Source organism: Microcoleus sp. A006_D1 (assembly GCF_036702805.1).
Classification (GTDB): domain Bacteria; phylum Cyanobacteriota; class Cyanobacteriia; order Cyanobacteriales; family Microcoleaceae; genus Microcoleus.
This window is the reverse complement of sequence record NZ_JAUBVZ010000001.1, coordinates 224,886-243,231: the sequence shown is the minus strand read 5'-3', so window position 1 is coordinate 243,231 and position 18,346 is coordinate 224,886. Positions and strand designations below refer to the sequence as shown.

Sequence of the window (18,346 nt, the reverse complement as noted above, 5' to 3'; positions counted from 1 at the left end):
TCTACTAACAAAAACCATGAAATCATCGGATACAAAAAATCTATTTCTCCTAACACTCCTCTCCTTCACCGCCTTAGCAACTTGGGAAACAGGACTTTTCACGCCATCCCAAACAGCTACGGCCCAAATTACTCCCGCCGCTGACGGCACAAATACTCAAATCACCCCGAATGGCAATCAATTCAACATCCAAGGTGGCCAACAATCCGGGGATGGCACAAATTTGTTTCACAGTTTCCAACAGTTTGGTTTAACTCAAGGACAAACGGCAAATTTTATCTCAAATCCTAATATCCGCAATATTTTAGGGCGAGTTGTCGGCGGCGATGCTTCGCTGATTAACGGCATAATTCAAGTTACGGGCGGCAATGCTAATTTATTTTTAATGAATCCTGCGGGGATTGTTTTTGGTGCAAATTCTAGCTTAAATATTCCCGGTTTTTTCACCGCGACTACAGCGACAGGCATCGGTTTCGGCAATAATTGGTTTAGTGCAGTTGGTACAAATAATTATGCACAATTAGTCGGAATTCCCAACACTTTTGCTTTTACAAATCTACATCCGGGAGGAATTATCAATCTTGGCAGTTTGGCGGTGAAACAGGGACAAAATTTAAGTTTGTTGGGCGGCACAATTTTGAGTACCGGACAACTTGCTGCACCGGGAGGAAATATTACTGTGGCGGCGATTCCGGGTCAAAGTTTAGTTAGAATTAGCCAAGCCGGAAACTTATTAAATTTAGAAATTAAACCTATTACTGATGCTTCATTGCCAATTGCTAATTATCAATATTCCACCTTATCAATTGCTCAATTGCTGACAGGGAAAGGCGAGAGTCATGCAGTGGGAGTAACAGTCAACAATGATGGAACTATACAGTTGACTGGTGCCGGGGTAATCGTACCAACTAACCCAGGGACGGCAATTGTGTCTGGTAGTGTTGATGTTTCTGGCGACAGTGGAGGAACAGTCAACCTGTTGGGTTCGCGGGTGGGTTTAATTAATACCAATATCAACGCTTCCGGCATTAATGGCGGAGGCAACGTGCGCGTTGGCGGTGATTACAAAGGTCAAGGTACTGTGCCAAATGCCTTGCGTACATTTGTGAGTAATGACTCCACAATCAATGCTGATTCTATCAGAAATGGTGATGGCGGCAGGGTGATCGTTTGGGCGGATGGACTGACAGGTTTCTATGGAAACATTAGTGCTCGCGGTGGCAGCAATTCTGGTAACGGCGGCTTTGTGGAAGTATCGGGGAAAGAAAACCTAATTTTCCAAGGTGGAGTAGATACTTCGGCATTGAATGGAAGTTTTGGCACGTTGTTGCTCGATCCAACTACCTTGACGATTGTTGATAGCGTAGCTGGTAGTGGATCTCTCGATAGTATTAGCCTACTTCCAGACAGTAAAATATTGGCTGGTGACGGGAATATTGGTGCTAATACTGTTAGTTGGGGGCAAATTAATGCCCTAGGTGCTAATGCCAATATTATTTTAGAAGCAACAGGAAGCATCACTATCAGCAATATCACTGGTGTGGTATCTGGTAAAGCAGATTTGGTTGCCTTACCTTTGACTTCAGGTAGTCTGAGAATTTCTTCAACGGGTGGCGGAATCACATTTGTAGATACCAATGATACTATCCAGACACAAGGAGGATCGATCACCTTACAAGCGTTGGGTGGAAACATCACAGCCGGCACACTATCTACAACAGGATACTCAGAGGCGACTATCTCAGCGTTGGGAGGCAATGTTACGCTTCAAGCCACTGGTGACATTTCAGTCAACTCTATACTCGCTAACGGTAAAGATTCCACTATTACTAGCGGTGGTAGCGTTAATATACCCAGCATTCTCGTGACTGGATCTTCTGGGACAATTGGCGGTAATGTCTCGATCAATTCGACTGGAAATGTTACTACTGCCCAGATATACTCTGATGGAGGGACTTCCTTCACGGGCATTGAGGGGCAAGGAGGAAATATTACTATCAACAGCCAAAATGGTAATATTAATACCGGGTTATTGCAAGCTAGAGGCTATGGTGGCAACGGCGGACAAGTTACGATCCAAGCTGCTGGTAATATTAAGAATGGCGGAATTGAAGCTCAGTCCAGATTCGGCAATACAAGCGGGGGAAATGGGGGTAATATTACGCTTACCAGTCAAACTGGCTCTATAGATAATGGTGGAAGTTATGTTGTATCTAATGGCGTAAAGAATGGCGGCAATATTACTCTCACTGCGGCTCAAAATATTATCATTAATTCTTCTCTTGCATCTGCTGAGTCATATTCAAGTGCGGGAACGGGAGGGACAATCCAATTTACGAGTAATGCGGGTTCGATTGATACTAGAAAAGCAGAGATTAGTGCTGTCAATAGTGGGGGTGGTAATGCTGGTAATATCATTTTTAGCGCGGCCAAAAATATTCTTACAGGCAACGTAATTAGTCTCGTCGAGAACGGTAGCGGACGAGCTGGAGATATTGTTTTTACCAGCCAAAATGGTACAATTGACACCACCGCAGGCGGATTAAATTCTATAGCGGCTGTAACGGGTGGAAACGGCGCGGCTGGCAATATTCGATTTGAGGCAGCTAAAGATATTTTAACTGGCAATATAATTGTTGTTTCTAAAACACTAACTCCCCTGGGTGGAAATATTAACTTTCTTAGTCGTACAGGAAATATTCTAACCAGCTCAGGAGCTTTACAGGCATCCAATCTTAGCGGTAGCGGAGGCAATCTTACCCTAAATGCACCAGCGGGCAATATTACTACTGGGCTTGTGACAACTGAATCTATTGGCAATGGTGGCAATATTAACTTCACCAGCGGTGGAGCAATTAATTCTACTGCCCAACAAGTTTTATCGAAAAGCCAAAATGGAAATGGAGGCACAATTACATTTCAAGCTGGTGGCAATGTTACGACGAGTGCTGTTAATGCACAGGGAACATTAAATGGTGGAAATATTGTTTTGGAAAGTGGAGGTATTGTTAATACTACTGCTGGAATTCTCAACTCTCTAGGCGGCAATAGCGGCGGCAGTATCACTATCAAAGCTGCCAGCAATATTATTACATCTGATATCGCCCTGCTGGTAAGTGGTGTCAATGCAAACAGTGGTAGCATTACTATAACTAGCAGCAGCGGTAATATTGATACTAGCAAAGGTGCATTAGCCGCTCCTTCTGCTAATGGCAATGGCGGCAATATTACTTTGACTAGCCCTACTGGTAGCATAGCCACAAGCGTTGTCAATGCTATTGCTACTGGCAGTGGTAATGGTGGTGCACTGACTTTTGATGCCAAAAATAGCATAACTATTAATAATGGTAATATCGCTACCAAAAACAATGATATTAACTTCCAAGGTGCGATTTCTCTGACAGGGGATACGTTGGTCAGCATTAAAGGGACTGGTGACATTACTTTTAAGTCTACAGTTGACGGGCCGTACAATCTGACTGTCAAGCCGGAGGCGGGAATTGTTCGGTTTTTCGCTCCTGTCGGCAGCGTGACTCCTCTTAACAGCGTTAATATTCAAGATGATCTTCCTGCAACTCCTGTGGCTCTGAGTGTGCGCGCCACAAATAACATTACTGCCCAAAATATCACCTCGCCAGCGGGAATTACACTTACCAGCGATAAAGGAGCAATTCAAACAGGTAATCTGAATTCAAGTTCATCTACTAATGGTGGCAATGTTACTTTAAATGCTGGTGGTAATATTACTGTCAATCAAATTGATAGTCAGAGCCTTGGCAATGGTAATGGTGGGAATATCTATGTTTGGACTGAAAAGTTTTTTCGAGCGCTCAACTCTTTTCCAGATAGAAATGGGGTGGCTGCTAGCATTTCCTCTGCCGGAGGTGCAGGGGATAAAGGCGGTACAATTTTGCTGCGTCACGGCGGTAATGGACTGACGCCTTTTATTGTTGGCGATGCAACAACTAACGGAACTTTTGGTGCTATTACTCGCGGAAATAGCACGGCTGAGTCAAAAATTTCGTCTGGTAATAGCTATCTTTATACACACAAACAGGATACAGACAAGATTGAAGTTCGATCGGTTCCAAATCCTCAGCCATCACCTACACCAACTCCTGCTGCAACACCAACTCCTGCTGCAACACCAACTCCTTCGGCGACACCGACTCCTGCTGCAACACCAACTCCTGCGCCTGTAGCTGAAACACCAACTCCTGCGCCTGCAACCACTCCAACTCCTGAACCTGTGGCTGCAACTCCTGAACCTGTGGCTGCAACTCCTGCACCTACACCTACACCTGCACCTGCACCTGTAGCTGCAACACCAACTCCTGCACCTGTAGCTGCAACACCAACTCCTGCGCCTGTGGCTGCAACCACTCCTGCGCCTGTGGCTGCAACCACTCCGACTCCTGCAACCACTCCGACTCCTGCGCCTGTGGCTGCGCCTGCGCCTGCGCCTGCGGCTGAAACGCCCAATCCTGCCCCTGTGGCTGCAATTACTCCATCGCCAGTACCTGCAACTACTGCGCTTGGAGTTATAAGTGTTGGGAGTCCGTCGCCGACACCGACACGATCGCAACCGCTGCGTGTATTTGCCCCAACCTCATCACCAACTTCCCAAAACTCCGCATCAACTCCATCCTCAACCACAGAGACTCTATCCCCAACTGCTGCAACAACTACAACCCCATCTCCAATAACAGAAACTACCCTCGCCCTGCTATTTCCCCCAATACTCGAAACCACTTCCTCGCCAATCTCCGAACCCGCGCCCATACCCGGTTTTCCCCTCAACATCCGACTACCGCTAACCGCCGATTCATCCAGAATACCGCCCCGATCGCGCCCGACACAGCCTTCAGAGCCAACAACACCAGGGGCGATCGATCGCATAACCGCCCCGCCTGCAATTCCTCCGCTTTCCCAACTCACTGCGCCGATCGCTCTCCCAAGCCCGATCGCATCTCCAAGCCCGATCGCAACAAATCCAGCACCCGCAGCCCTTCAATCCTTTTACAACCCGCCTGTAGCACAAATTCAACCCGTACCTCCACCTGGACTCTCAGCCATTCCCGCAACCACAGCAGCACCCGCAGCAGCGCCCGCCCAAGGGCAAAATCCGCAACAGCAATTAGCTTTGTTAATTGGCGATTTATTAGGAGCAAAAACCTCTGTCACCCCAAATCCTACAACGGGAGGCGACACTTTTAATTGGGCATTTGCCGATCCAAAAAACAACTTTTCCCTAACACCACCGCCCGTTGAACAACCACTCAATCTTACTTTTATACCGCCTTCAGAAAACCCGCCGGAAAATGCGCCCTTGCGAGGCTCTTCTCTTTCGGAAAAACCCGACGGATGGATAGTTGAAACTCCCAAACTTGCACCTGCGCCGATCGAGCAGCCCGTTGCTCAAATCCAGCCTGATTGGTTGGCAAACCTCCGTCAAATCGCGCCGCCACCAACTCCCTCCCCCGCACCAATTCCAACTCCAGCCCCTGCACCAATTCCAGTCCCATCTCCCGCACCAATTCCAGCCCCCGCACCAATTCCAGCCCCATCTCCCGCACCAAGTCCCGCACCAATTCCAACTCCCGCACCCGCAAATATCCCGAATTTAATTCCCTTAGAAATCAGCAGGTTTAGCGTCGCACAAACATTAGATCAAGGCAATGCTAATGATGCTGTTGCCCTGATTGACCAACTCTTTGAACAAGACTATGAAAATTATTATGGGGAAAATTTCACCGACAAAAAAGTAACGGTTGAATATCTCAGAGAAACTCTCAAAAAAATTAAGGAGGAAACCGGGAAGCAAGCTGTGATTGTTTACGCGCTCGTCCGTTTTGAAGCATTATGGCTAGTATTAGTAGTTCCCGACGGCCCTCCCATTCTCAAAAAAGTCCCTGTCACCAGCACAGATTTGCTAGCAAAAGTGAAAACTTTTCACAGTTTGCTAGCCAAAAAGAATGATGCGGCGGAAGAGCGAGAATATTTGCCAATTGCTCAGGAACTTTACCAGTGGTTAATTGCGCCGATTCGTTCAAAGTTAGAAGAGTTAAATATCGATACGCTAGTGTTTTCCTTCGATAGCGGTTTGCGACAATTGCCGATCGCAGCTTTGCACGACGGGGAGCAATTTTTAGTAGAAAAGTACAGCCTTGGCTCAATTCCTAGTGTCAGTTTGACTAACACGAATTATCAAAGTTTGAAAAACGCGAAAGTTTTGGCAATGGGTGCTTCGGAATTTCCTCACACCGATAAACCTAAATTGCCTGCGGTGCCGATCGAATTATCTGCGATCGCCAGTACCGCCGACAACCCGCGAAATCCTGCCGAAATACCGCTGTGGCCAGGCGTTTCTTTTCTCAATCAAGACTTTACCCTGGAAAATCTCAGAAAACAGCGCGAGCAACAAGCCTTTGATATTGTTCACTTAGCTACTCACGCCAGTTTTCCGCAAAATCAATACGGGCGCAAGGAGGCTGAGATTGATTTGTGGAACCGCTCTTTGGCTCTGGATCAATTTCGGTCGGCGAAGTGGTACGATCGCCGACAAGTCGAGTTATTGGTGCTGAGTGCGTGCGAAACTGCGATCGGCGATAATACAGCAGAAATGGGTTTTGCTGGGCTGGCAGTCCGCAGCGGTGTAAAATCAGCTTTGGCGAGTTTGTGGAAAGTTAATGATTACGCCACTTTAGGGCTGATGACCGAGTTTTATGCTAATTTGCGATCGGCTCCCATGAAAGCTGAAGCGCTCAGACAAGCTCAAATAGCCATGATCCGCAAACAGGTAGTAATTAAAGATGGTAAGTTGCTAGGAATTCAAAGTGCGATCGACCTTACTCAAGCCGCACAAGTACCAAATTCAGATTTATCTCACCCGAATTTTTGGGCAGGGTTTACCATAATTGGCAGTCCTTGGTAATAGGCGATATCTGTAGGGAAACGGCACTGCCGTGTCCGGCGCGGGGACTAAAGACACGGAACTGCCGTTTCCGGCGCGGGGACTAAAGACACGGCGCTGCCGTTTCCGGCGCGGAAATTTTAATCGTCAGGTGCACCACTCCGCGATCGCCCTAGATTCACTGGCGGGATTTTGCCAAAAATAAATGTATCCCAGACGACTATCTTTTGATGTCATAAATTTGGTATGAATAGCAAAACTAAACACTTTTTGGAGCAAAACCTGTGGGCAAGTTTGATAAAATATTCAATTCAGAAGACAAATCCGCAGCCAGCTTCACTCCAGAGGAATCCGTAGCGGCGGTAGCGCTTGTTGGAGCAGAGGCAAATTCCCCTGACGCAGACGCAGATATCTTAGAAAGCATACTTTGGGACTCAGAAATATTTGCTGAATACTCGGAAAATGATATGTCAGCAATGTTTCAAAAACTCGCAGGTATTATCGCCACAGACGGTTTAGGAGCATTATTTAATACTGCTTGGGAATCAATGCCAGATGAGTTAGTGTTGGATACTTTTGCCATCACCGCAGCCATGTTTGTCGCAGATGGCGAAGTCTCTCAGAAACACTTGGCTTTTCTCCAGGAATTCCAGCAAGTATTAGGTGTAGAAGATGAGGAAGCTGAGGAAATTATCGAGGATGTAGTGGCTGCATACTCGCAAGTAGATGTCGAAGAGCCTGATTTAGATTTAGATGGGCCGTTGTACGTATCTCCTGAAGGCAATTTTAGCGTCCCGATTCCCGTTGACGAGCAACAAGGCGGTAGAATTGACGAGGAAGAAGGCTGTGTCACATTTTCTGACGACTTTGGCGTTTTGCTGAAAATTGATTATTTCCCGATTACTGGTGAAGCGGCAGAATTAATCGAGTCAGCGGGCGAATTAGCCTATCTCAGCTCGTTTCTCAACACTTTTATTGATGGGGGAATTCTTCCTAAATTTGCCAATTCTAAGTTACTTCACACGGAGTATTTAGAAGATGAAGAAGCTTATTTCGCGGTTGTCGATTTGCCTGGGGGTGCAACTCTCAGCGTGCAAGAAAACGACGGCCCTCTGACTCGGCTGGATGCTTACCGGGGACTTATGGCTTTTATCGCTGACGATTTTTGCTACACGGTAAGCTGTCAGCGAATTTATCAGAACAAGGAGGAATTGGGTTCCCTTGAGTCTGAAGTTGAGGGGATTATGAACAAGATTTTCGAGTTTATTGAGACTGTGGAATTCTCGCCAGTCGAATAAACAGGACTTATACCTTTTCGATTAAAGAATTGGCACTGGTTTGATCGTTCGGACTTTAGTCCTTATAATAACTGAGGACAGAAGTCCGAACGATCAAACCTATGGCGGTTATTTTACCGGAGTGCTAGATAGGAGAGGTTTTTTAGCAGAAAATAGTGCGATCGAGAATTAGGCTTTTTGACCGGTTCTCGATCGCACTTCCAGATACACTCAGTCAACCGCAGTCGATCGACAGCAGCAATTAGTCGCCATTTTCGACTAGCTAGCAGCCTGAGCTTCCAATTTTTGCTTGAGTTCTTCCAAAGCGCTCGCCCAGCGCGGATCTGGCTGCACCGAGCCGGAATCAGCGTTTGGTACCGTTGTGGTTGACTGATTACGGCGAGACTTGTTGTTGTCACCCCGACGGCGATTGCTTTTGCTAGAACCGCCTCCACCTTGGGTAGGGGGAGCCGAGCGCTGCTGTTGCTGCGGCGCAGGTACAGGAAGTGACGGCGATGTCGATGCTGACGCGGACACCAACTGCGGTGAGGCAGGCGATGACGACGGCTGCTGCTGATCGTCTTCACCCTTCTCAGATTTACCCTTAGAGCGTGGCAATGCCTTCTCTATTTTTAGCGGGTTTTCTTTGAACATCAAGCCGTTGTATTTCTCAATAACTTGATCGGCTTGTTCGTCGGTTAGCACCGTCACAAAACCAAATCCTCTGCATTTACCAGTTTTGCGGTCTGTAATTACCTTTGTGGTAACAGATTCGCCCTCCGGTGCAAAAACTTCTTGCAATTCTAGGCGATCGAGTTCCTTGGGTAGATTGCCAACATAAAGACGAATAGACATGAAAAATTCCTCCAGACTGGGATTTTAATTAATTTGCTCGAACAGAATTACCTGAAGTCAACTGAACATTGACCGCAGAAAAACACCGCATAACCGCAGAATTTGCGCATTCCTCCCACCAACCTTGACAGCTCCCCCCACCTTTTAGAACAAAAAGATGATTTACTCTGATCCGGCCGGAACTTAACCGCCGATGCAGAGAGCTTTTAAATCTCAGGTTGTTGTGTAAACTTTTAGTCATCACTCAAATGTTGAGGCTATTGGCTATTCTGTATTACTTGCTTCCGGTTTTGATTCAGAATGTTTATAGCCAGTGCCGTTTAGAAATTTATGTCCAAGGATGTCAATTGCAAGCGATCGGAATGCCAGTATTCAGTCTAATACAGTGAGGGAGAAAATCGCTAACATTTTTTCAGCCAGTAATCTTACCTCACTTCTAATCTCGCTCCTAATGCTGAGAACTACTCACTTACCCGGTATCCCTTAAATCGGGGCCGGCAGTGTCCGACCATTGTTTAAAGGTATCACAGCCTGGGTAACAGAGCTAGTTATTTAGGAAGATTTCAGTCAGATTTTAACGAAAACCACATCTGAATCACTTTTGTGAATTCATCCCGCACTGGTAATTTCGCGCTCGAAAAAAAACAGCCGACAAGCGGCTGGCTGAACTTGCTGTGTTGGGAGGTTGACAATTTTTACGCAATGCCTTATCGATTTTAGCCAACTGAAGTTATCGCGCTGTTTGGTTCAATCCAATTCCTGTAAACTAATGTAACAGAGGGCTGGCAAAAAAGCAACTTTTCTTGATGAAGGAAGTTCGGCAACGGATTTTTTAACGGATGTAACGGATAGAAGGAAGTTCGGCAACGGATTTTTTAACGGATTTAACGGATGTAACGGATAGACTGTAGGGTGTGCATTGCGCGAGAACATTCGGTAGGGTGCGCGCGGAGCACCAAGAAGATCGATCGCCCATCCGCTGTTTAACTCAAACTCATCCCCGGCTGGGCATTGTGCGCGACTCGCGCCACAATCGGACAACTATTCCTCACCTTCCGCCCTGGAGAATGATGTATGCGCCCCAAACAGCAGCAGCAAAAGCCAAAATCGCAGACCAAATCGGATGCCCGCTGTCACTGACTCTCCCGGATTGACTGCGGAGACTTTCCAGGTCGATCGCCACAGTACCACCTCGACGCAGCCAACCAGTCGCCACAACGGGTTTTCCGATCAAATCGCTGGGGCGAGTCGTCTCTTTGATCAAAAATGGGTACAAAGAGCCGATCGGGCCAAACCTCGAAACATAGTGTAACCTCACCAAACCAGTCGCCGTTTGCAAAATCAAATCCTGTCCCAGCCAATTTTCAATACCAGCCCTACCCAAAAGTTGCCCGGAAATCTGCACAGGTTGAGCATCTATGGGCAGAGTCTCAGGATTTGATAAAATCTCCGGTAAACTCGGCGAAGTTGTTTCTCGTGGCGTAATGTCGGGGAAAAAATAATTAATCCGCATCAAAGTACCGAGACAAAATCCGATCGGCAAACAGCCCCAAAGAATCGATCGATCGCCCACCAGCCAATCCAGCAGCCAAATACTCGTCCTCGAAAAAATCCACCCAATCAGCCACAGCAGCGCCACCATCCCCAAACTCATCGGAATCCCAAAAAACGGCGCACCCTGTAAAAATAGTTTTGATTCTTTAAATTCGAGTATTGAATTAAACAGAGACAATTTTGCTTTCTTAGGTTGTTCGGGCGACAGACTCGCCAAATCCAACTCAGTCTCCAGTTTCCAGAATTGAGCGTAGAGTTCCAACAGCTTCAAACGCTCTCCCACCAAAGGATGCGAGTTGTTAATTGTCAACCAAGTGCGATCGGGATTGGTGACATCCCACAGCAAAATCTGTTCTAGCGGCGCGTGTAACGCAGCACTACCAAGGGTTACAGCTTGTCCAACGCCGACGGGTAACAATAAATCGAAACTTTCGAGAAAAAAGCTAGTTTGTTTTTGCTGTTCGACATTTGCAGCAATGCCGATCGCAATTTTAGCGATAGCCCGCGTTAAACCGTTAGGATTGCCGGTAATTTCTGCTGAAGTTCGATCGCTAAAATACACTCTGCGGCGCGACAACCACAACATCGGCCAGCGCAATAACTTATAAATCCCGTAACTGGTAGCAGAAATTGCAGCGGTGACAACTCTCACAGTACGACGCAAAAAGTCGATCGTCATTAAATCACACAACCGCTCGCCCCAGTAAGCAGTCTGCCAATATATAAGGTAAGGAATCTGAATCACCAACATCGCCAGCGACATCGGCGCAAAATCCCAGTGGGCGATATGCGCCAACTCCCGCGCGAAAATAGCGGCAATTTCATCATCCGTCAATTGATCCAACAGCCCTTGACTGACAGCAATCCGAGCAAAACGGGGCAAACAGCCGTAACTGAAAGCCACAGGAACATTCAGCGGCAAGAGTTTCAGCACAGGAACCGGCATATTTTGCTTGGTACAAAAACTGCGAAGTACGCGGCTAGCTTCCTTGCTGTGTTTGGATAAAACCGATCCGCGCAGGGTGTCGATACCGCAAAACAGTTTCAGCAGCGCGTCTGTCAGCCAGGGAGAGGAGGCCAAAAGCAATCCGAAAACAAACTGCACAAACGGAGTCGGATCGCGGTAAAAAAGCTGAATCGGCGCGAAAATTGGCAATCTAGTAAATATGTAAAGCTGAACTAACAGAGAATTAGTGTTTGTCAGCAGGAATTGTAGGACAAATCGGGCTAGGAAAAATAGGGCGATCGCACTTGCAACGGCTTGTACCCGAAACTCCAGCAACTTTAGCTGTTTGAGGGGGCGCGGGCTTTTCACGCGCCCTGCTTCGCGCCAAGTGAGTTGGTAAGTATCTGTTGGGGAACCGGGGCTATTTTCGTCGCTAGTTTCTGTATAGGGTGTGGTTTCTGTGGATATTGCCGGTTTGGGGGGTGGAGGTGGCGGTGAAATATGTGGCGATTTGGTGTTTCCTGGCGCGCTAGTCGGCTCTAATGGTGAAAATCCGGTTTTTTGGTCTGGGGTTGGTCGTAGCGAAGCGGGGCGTAAGCCATCGCCCTTAACCGTTTTTTTCGCGGATTCCGTTGCTGAATTGAAGGCGACAAAGCCTGTTTCGGTGAGAGTTTCCGCTGGTTTTGGGGGGCGAGGTGGGGTTAATTCGGTTAAAGTGCGATCGGCCCAGGTTTTGACTTGAGTGTTGGGGATTTTGGTGAGGGATGTGCACAGGGCGATCGCCTTTTTAATATTACCGGTTGCTTTGTACGCCGCCACTAATCCCATTTGGGCGCGGATTCCGGGCGGTTGATTTGCTGCGGTTTCGGTGACGGATTCTAAAAGGGCGATCGCGCTTTGGTAATCTTTTTGTTTCAAAGCAGCTAACCCAGCCTCTAGAGACTGTTTCAGAGATGAATCCGCCGAATTTTGATTGTTTGGAGATGCCATAACTGTGATTGCGCTTGTGTCTTGTCTAAGATAACCTCACGGGAAGGAAGTTCGGCAACGGATTGTGTAACGGATGTAACGGATGTAACGGATGTAACGGATGAATATTAAGGGTAGATGGCCGAGGTATCCAATTAACTTATTTTTCTTAAAACTCTTGTGGGATGGGCTTCTAGCCCGTCCCAAATATGCAATTTAAAGGCGCAATAGCTGATCAAATCAGGCTTAAATACTTTTATTTCTTCAGTCCGCGAAGGCGGACTTTGTTCGTGTAGTCGCGGTTTCAACCGCCGACTCCAATCTTCAATACTTTCGAGTTAAAATAACAGCAAAGCCCACACCGAAAATCCCCACCAAACACCCATAAACCACCACCACACCCCAACAAATATGCCAATAGACGACGAAGACTTTGAAAGCCAATCGATCGCGGACGATCGCAAACTGCAACTTTTCACCGACAGACACGAATTTACCCGCCGATTTGCCTTTTATTTAAACGAAGACCAGCCCCGCGAACAAATTTTGTATTTTTACGGAGATGGAGGAAACGGCAAGTCCTTGCTGCTCAAACACTTGCAGTTTCACTGCTGCAAAAGATTTCCCCCGCAGGTGTGGCAAGAATTGCGGGAAATCCCAGAAGCAAAAGCCGCCGAAGTTGCCGATTTCGTCCGCTACGCAAAACCCAAAACCTACACTCCCATACCCGTAGTGCGGCACGACTTTGGCTTGATACCGATAAAAGAAGATAAACCCCAAGATAGATTTTACGGTTTGCTGATGCTGCGGCGCAATCTGGCAGAATCAGCCAAGAAATATAAATTTAAATTTCCTAATTATGATTTTGCTTGCTTTTGGTATTTGCTCAACAAAGGCGAGTCTGACGCAACTCTCAACCAACTTTTCCCCAACGATTTGATTGACTTTTTGACACCTGTTGTGGAAACCTTTGCCGGATTTCCCGTCGTGTCGCAAGTGGCGGCGGGGCTGAAATTGATCGATAAATTCGGCGGCATAAAGCGCACGATGAAATTAATTCAAACGCGCTTGGGTGTCAGCGATGAACAAGCAGATGAAATTCGCCGTAAAGATATTGATATTGAGTTAATCGACTGTTTGCCGAAATTGTTTGCGGGCGATTTGAATGCGGCAATGGCTGGGAAACATAAACCAGATCGCCTCGTGATGCTGTTCGATACTCACGAGAAATTGTGGGATGAGAAACGCAATTCTCAGGGTGAAAAGTTTTGGTATCAAGATGAGTGGTTTCGGCGGTTGCTGAGGGCATTGGATTACAAATTGGGGATTGTGGTGGCGGTGGCGGGGCGTGATTCCCCAGTCGCACAATTGCAGTGGCAGAATGCGCCGAGGTTTCCAATTCCCGAACATTATATCGATGCACAATTGGTTTGGCATTTGTCTCCGGCTGATGCTAAGGATTATTTGCATAAAGTGGAGATTGATCAGCCTGATTTGGCGGATGCTGTGATTAAATATGCCAGCGTTAATCCCGATGATTGTTGGGAGAATTTGCAGGTACATCCGTTTTATTTGGGTTTGTGCGCGGATGTGGTGCTGGCTGAAAGGCGCAGGGGCATTGAGTTGCTGTCGTCGGATTTTGCGCGGATTCCGAAGTTGGAAAATAAGACGGCGGAGTTAACAGATCGTTTGTTGATGTATGTGGATCGCGAAGTGCGATCGGCTGTGCATTCTTTGAGTGCTTGTCGCGCTTTTGATGAGGATTTGTACATGAAATTGGGAGCGCTTTGTCACTTCCTGGTAAGTAGTGCAAATTTTGAGGTTTTGACGAGTTTTTCGTTTGTGTGGAAATCGGAAAAGCAGGGGAATAATTGGTATCGGATTCATGATTTATTGCGGCGCTTGGATGCCGATCGGGATAATGAGAAAACTCGCAGGGCTCATGAGGTTTTAGAGGGGCATTATCGGGAAGTGGGGGATGTGGCTGAGGCAATTTTTCATGCTAATCGCTTGGATTGGGAGCGGGGTGTGATGGAATGGGAAGAGGTGTTTGATGAAGCATTGCGGCTGAGTCATTATGAGGAATGCGAGTCACTGCTGGCAGTTAGAAGTGAGTTGTCGATAAACAGTGAGTTTCGGCTGGGCATAATTTCGCGATCGGAGGGAGATTACTATGCTCAGTTGGCTCGATATGCAGAGGCAAAACAGGAGTATTTAGAGGCAGTTGCAGCTTACGATGACCGACTCATTCTCACTCCCGATGATGAGGCTACACTCAACAACAAAGGACTTACGCTGGGATGTCTGGGTAATTTACAGGCACAGCTAAGTGAATTTGAACCTGCAAAACAATCTTACTTAAAGGCGATAGCAGTCTTTGATTCTGCTTTACTTATTATTGCACAGAATGATATTTCTACTCTGACTAACAATCGGACGAACAAAGGGAATGCGTTACGATGTATCGGTGATTTGCAGGCAAATCTAAGTGAATATGAAAGTGCAAAACAATCTTATTTAGAGTCGATCGCAGCCTATAATTCTGCTTTACTTATTGCACCGGATAATCACCGTATTCTTAACAACAAAGGAATTGCGCTACAAAGTCTGGGTAATTTGCAATCAAAGCTAAGTGAATTTGAGAAAGCAAAACAATCTTACTCTGAGGCGATCGCAGCCTATAATTCTGCTTTACTTATTGCACCGGAATATAACTACGCTCTCAACAACAAAGGGAATACGCTGAGTTATCTGGGTGATGTGCAAGCACAGCTAAGTCAATTTGAGGAAGCAAAAAAATCTCACTCTGAGGCGATCGCAGCCTATGATTCTGCTTTAGTTATTGCAACGAATGATATCTCTGCTCTGACCAACAAAGGAATTGCGCTACAAAGTCTGGGTCAGTTGGAAGCACGGCTAAGTGAGCAAGCACGGCTAAGTGAATTTGAAACTGCCAAACAGTATTATTTTGATGCGATCTCAGCCTATAATTCTGCTTTGCAAATTGCACCGGATTATACCTTTGCTCTCATAAACAAAGGGATGGTGCTCCGAAGTATGGGTGATTTGCAGGCAAAGCTAAGTGAATTTGAAGCTGCCAAACAGTATTATTTTGATGCGATCACTACCTACAATTCTGCTTTACGAATTGCACCGAATTCTAACCAAGCTCTCAACAACAAAGGGAATGCGCTGAAAACATTGGGTGATTTGCAAGAAAAATTATCTGAGAGACAGGAAGCACTCAAGAATTGGCAAGAGGCGCTGGAAATGTTCGATCGAGCTTTAGCCATTGCTCCTAACAGCGATTCGGTTCGCAATACGCGCGATTCGCTGCAAGAATATCTCGATAATTTGGGTGAGGATACTTGATGTAATATCGTGTCCGATCGACCGTAATTCCTGTAGGGGCGGGTTCACCAACAATCGAAGATTCACATCCCAAATATTCATAAACCCGCCCCCACCCAACCAACCCCGATCGCATAAAATGTTTATTGGTATTTGCGTTGAGAGGGGGCGGGTTTTTAAGATTGTCAATTATTGGCCAGTATTGTTGGTGAACCCGCCCCTACAATATTGCTTAATCACTAACAAGATTTACGCACTCCGACAAAGAAACCGGGTTTTTTCCAAATCTGCGAATCACCACCAATATTGTCATAAAAACCCGGTTTCTGGCCACTCACGCACGACTGACGCACTCCGACAAAGAAACCGGGTTTTTTCCAAAATCTGTGAATCACAACGAAATATTCTCGAAAAAACCCGGTTTCTGGCCACCCGCGCAGTCCTAAACGCACTCCGACAAAGAAACCGGGTTTTCCCCCAAATCTGCGAATCACAATGAAGTATTCTCGAAAAAACCCGGTTTCTGGCCACCGGCGCGTCCTCAAAGAAACCGGGTTAATCGCTATCTTTTGATGCTAAAATTGAGGACAGTAGTTAAAGGAAAAATGCCATGTCAGAACAAGACATCGCTAAGATCATTACGATCGAACCGGGTAAGCGAGGTGGTAAACCTTGTATTCGAGGTATGAGAATTACGGTTTACGACGTGTTGGAATATCTCGCTTCTGGCATGACTTATCAAGAAATCCTAGATGATTTTCCCTATCTCACGCAACAGGATATTTTAGCTTGCTTAAGTTTCGCAGCTAAACGAGAGCAGTTTATGTTAGTTGTTGGGTGATGAAACTACTGTTGTTTGACCAAAATCTCTCTCCTCGTCTCATCAATCTCCTGGCTGACATTTATCCGGCTTTCGCTCATGTTGATGGGATTGAATTACCTAGCGCACCCGATCGCGAAGTTTGGGATTATGCTCGTCAGCATGACTATATTGTCGTTACCAAGGATGCGGATTTTAGCGAATTGAGTCTATTGTTGGGGTTTCCTCCCAAGGTAATTTGGATACGGCGCCCAAATTGCTCGACGCGGGATATCGAGCGGCTACTAAGAGATAACTATGATGCGATCGCAGCTTTAAGTGACACTCCTAATAGCGGTATTATCACTTTGTTTTAATAAAAACGTTTAAAGAAACCGGGTTTTTGGCCGCATCTGCGAATCACAACGAAATATTCTCGAAAAAACCCGGTTTCTGGCCACCCCTGCGTAAGTCCTAAATTTGCTAAAATAGACCCATAAAATATCAAAATATCAAAAATATGAACGAATCCCAAATACCGCAAATGCCTTGGCTGCCCTTAAGCCGAGAAGCCCACAAACTATCAGTTACCGACAGATTAGCTCTAGTCAATGCGATTGTTGAGTCCATCAGACGGGAACTAAAACCCCCACAATCTTTACCAGATAACTTCGTGGAACCCATGACGGGGCTACCAAAAACTGATGCACCACCCCCAACAAATTCCGAAGTTAAAATTAGATTGCAACACGATCGCAAAGGTGCAGCCAAGCGACTCAGAGGGCTAGCAAAAACTGATATGCCACCGCCAACAGATGCGGAAGTTGCGGCCATGCTAGAAGAACGTTTGGTGGAGAAATATCTAAAATGAACGTTTGGAATAATATTAGTAGGACTTACGCACTCCGACAAAGAAACCGGGTTTTTCCCCAAATCTGCGAATCACAACCAAGAATTATCGAAAAAACCCGGTTTCTAGCCCCCATCGTCAGACCTAAGACTTGATACCTGACGGCGCATAATTCTTGCCCATTTCCGATTCTAGGTATTGCTTGTAAGCCACTTCATCGCCACCAAAAGAATCGATCGATACCTGTCGTTTTGGCATCGATTTGAGAGGAGCATCGATCGCATTATACCGACAGTAGCACATCACAATTACGTCATATTCGCTCATCGGAGTGGGAATATCCGGCGTGTATGTTTGCACCCGCACAACTTCCCAATTGCTGACGCGATAGTGAGTATTGTGTGCGTGTTCCTTTGGATCGTGTTCAGAGTCCAGCCGCACAAATTCTACAGGGCGATATCCCGGTTCAGGAATCGGTTCGTTAGAAGAATCCCAGTGTTCTGCAATGATAAAAGTTAGAGCTTGGCTGTGTTGGAGTTTTCTCTGTCTCCAGCCTTCATCCTCACCTGACTCAGCCTGAAAAATAATGTACTTCTGCATCACTCTTCCTCCTTTTCTTCGAGATAGTTGGGAAATTCCGTTTTCCCTTTGAACACGCAATCAACTTCAAAAATGTTCTTATTTTCGATTTCCTCGATGTCGATCAGTTTCCAGCCATACTTCTTTTGCATATCCCGACATTTCTGCGGATCAGTGGCGCTGTGTCGGGAGATATCCTCATCTGGATCGTAGCGCAGCCACCTATTTGGATCGTTATTTGTCATGATTGATA

The 18,346-nt window shown here is 46.5% G+C and carries 11 protein-coding genes; 6 read left to right on the top strand and 5 right to left on the bottom strand.

Going from position 1 to position 18,346, the window contains the following annotated elements:
• Positions 1 to 16 precede the first annotated feature (16 nt).
• Positions 17 to 6,934, top strand: coding sequence for a CHAT domain-containing protein (locus QUB68_RS00960; protein ID WP_332988530.1), 6,918 nt, complete (start codon positions 17 to 19; stop codon positions 6,932 to 6,934).
• Positions 6,935 to 7,197: 263 nt separating this feature from the next.
• Positions 7,198 to 8,211, top strand: a complete 1,014-nt coding sequence (locus QUB68_RS00955; protein ID WP_332988527.1) for a tellurite resistance TerB family protein — start codon at positions 7,198 to 7,200, stop codon at positions 8,209 to 8,211.
• 258 nt (positions 8,212 to 8,469) lie between these two features.
• On the opposite strand, the gene QUB68_RS00950 is transcribed toward QUB68_RS00955, so the two are convergent.
• Positions 8,470 to 9,045 carry an RNA recognition motif domain-containing protein gene (locus tag QUB68_RS00950; RefSeq protein WP_332988525.1) on the bottom strand — a complete coding sequence of 192 codons (576 nt, stop codon included), beginning with the start codon at positions 9,043 to 9,045 and terminating at the stop codon, positions 8,470 to 8,472.
• A 1,048-nt stretch (positions 9,046 to 10,093) separates the two neighbouring features.
• Positions 10,094 to 12,535: a zinc metalloprotease HtpX gene (locus QUB68_RS00945; protein ID WP_332988523.1), complete on the bottom strand. Its 2,442-nt coding sequence runs from the start codon at positions 12,533 to 12,535 to the stop codon at positions 10,094 to 10,096.
• Positions 12,536 to 12,925: 390 nt separating this feature from the next.
• Between QUB68_RS00945 and QUB68_RS00940 the strand changes: the two genes are divergently transcribed.
• Positions 12,926 to 15,886 carry a tetratricopeptide repeat protein gene (locus QUB68_RS00940; RefSeq protein ID WP_332988521.1) on the top strand — a complete coding sequence of 987 codons (2,961 nt, stop codon included), beginning with the start codon at positions 12,926 to 12,928 and terminating at the stop codon, positions 15,884 to 15,886.
• 218 nt (positions 15,887 to 16,104) lie between these two features.
• Here the strand turns inward: QUB68_RS00940 and QUB68_RS00935 are convergent, their stop codons facing one another.
• Positions 16,105 to 16,359, bottom strand: coding sequence for a hypothetical protein (locus tag QUB68_RS00935; RefSeq protein WP_332988519.1), 255 nt, complete (start codon positions 16,357 to 16,359; stop codon positions 16,105 to 16,107).
• Between the two features lie 116 nt (positions 16,360 to 16,475).
• On the opposite strand from QUB68_RS00935, the gene QUB68_RS00930 reads away from it, so the two are divergent.
• From QUB68_RS00930 to QUB68_RS00920, 3 genes are all read left to right on the top strand, one after another.
• Positions 16,476 to 16,706 (top strand): DUF433 domain-containing protein, encoded by a 231-nt coding sequence (locus tag QUB68_RS00930; protein ID WP_265239574.1) that lies wholly within the window; start codon positions 16,476 to 16,478, stop codon positions 16,704 to 16,706.
• Positions 16,706 to 17,041 carry a DUF5615 family PIN-like protein gene (locus tag QUB68_RS00925; RefSeq protein ID WP_332988517.1) on the top strand — a complete coding sequence of 112 codons (336 nt, stop codon included), beginning with the start codon at positions 16,706 to 16,708 and terminating at the stop codon, positions 17,039 to 17,041. Before QUB68_RS00930 ends, QUB68_RS00925 begins: the two co-directional genes overlap by 1 nt.
• Positions 17,042 to 17,184: 143 nt before the next feature.
• Positions 17,185 to 17,535, top strand: coding sequence for a hypothetical protein (locus QUB68_RS00920; protein WP_332988514.1), 351 nt, complete (start codon positions 17,185 to 17,187; stop codon positions 17,533 to 17,535).
• A gap of 123 nt (positions 17,536 to 17,658) precedes the next feature.
• Here QUB68_RS00920 and QUB68_RS00915 read toward each other — a convergent pair whose 3' ends face one another.
• A complete protein-coding gene (locus tag QUB68_RS00915; RefSeq protein WP_332988512.1) occupies positions 17,659 to 18,114 on the bottom strand; it encodes a hypothetical protein in 456 nt (151 codons plus the stop codon).
• Entirely contained in the window at positions 18,114 to 18,338 is a 225-nt protein-coding gene (locus QUB68_RS00910) for a hypothetical protein (protein ID WP_332988510.1), read from the bottom strand. The genes QUB68_RS00915 and QUB68_RS00910 overlap by 1 nt, the downstream gene beginning before the upstream one ends.
• Positions 18,339 to 18,346: the final 8 nt, after the last annotated feature.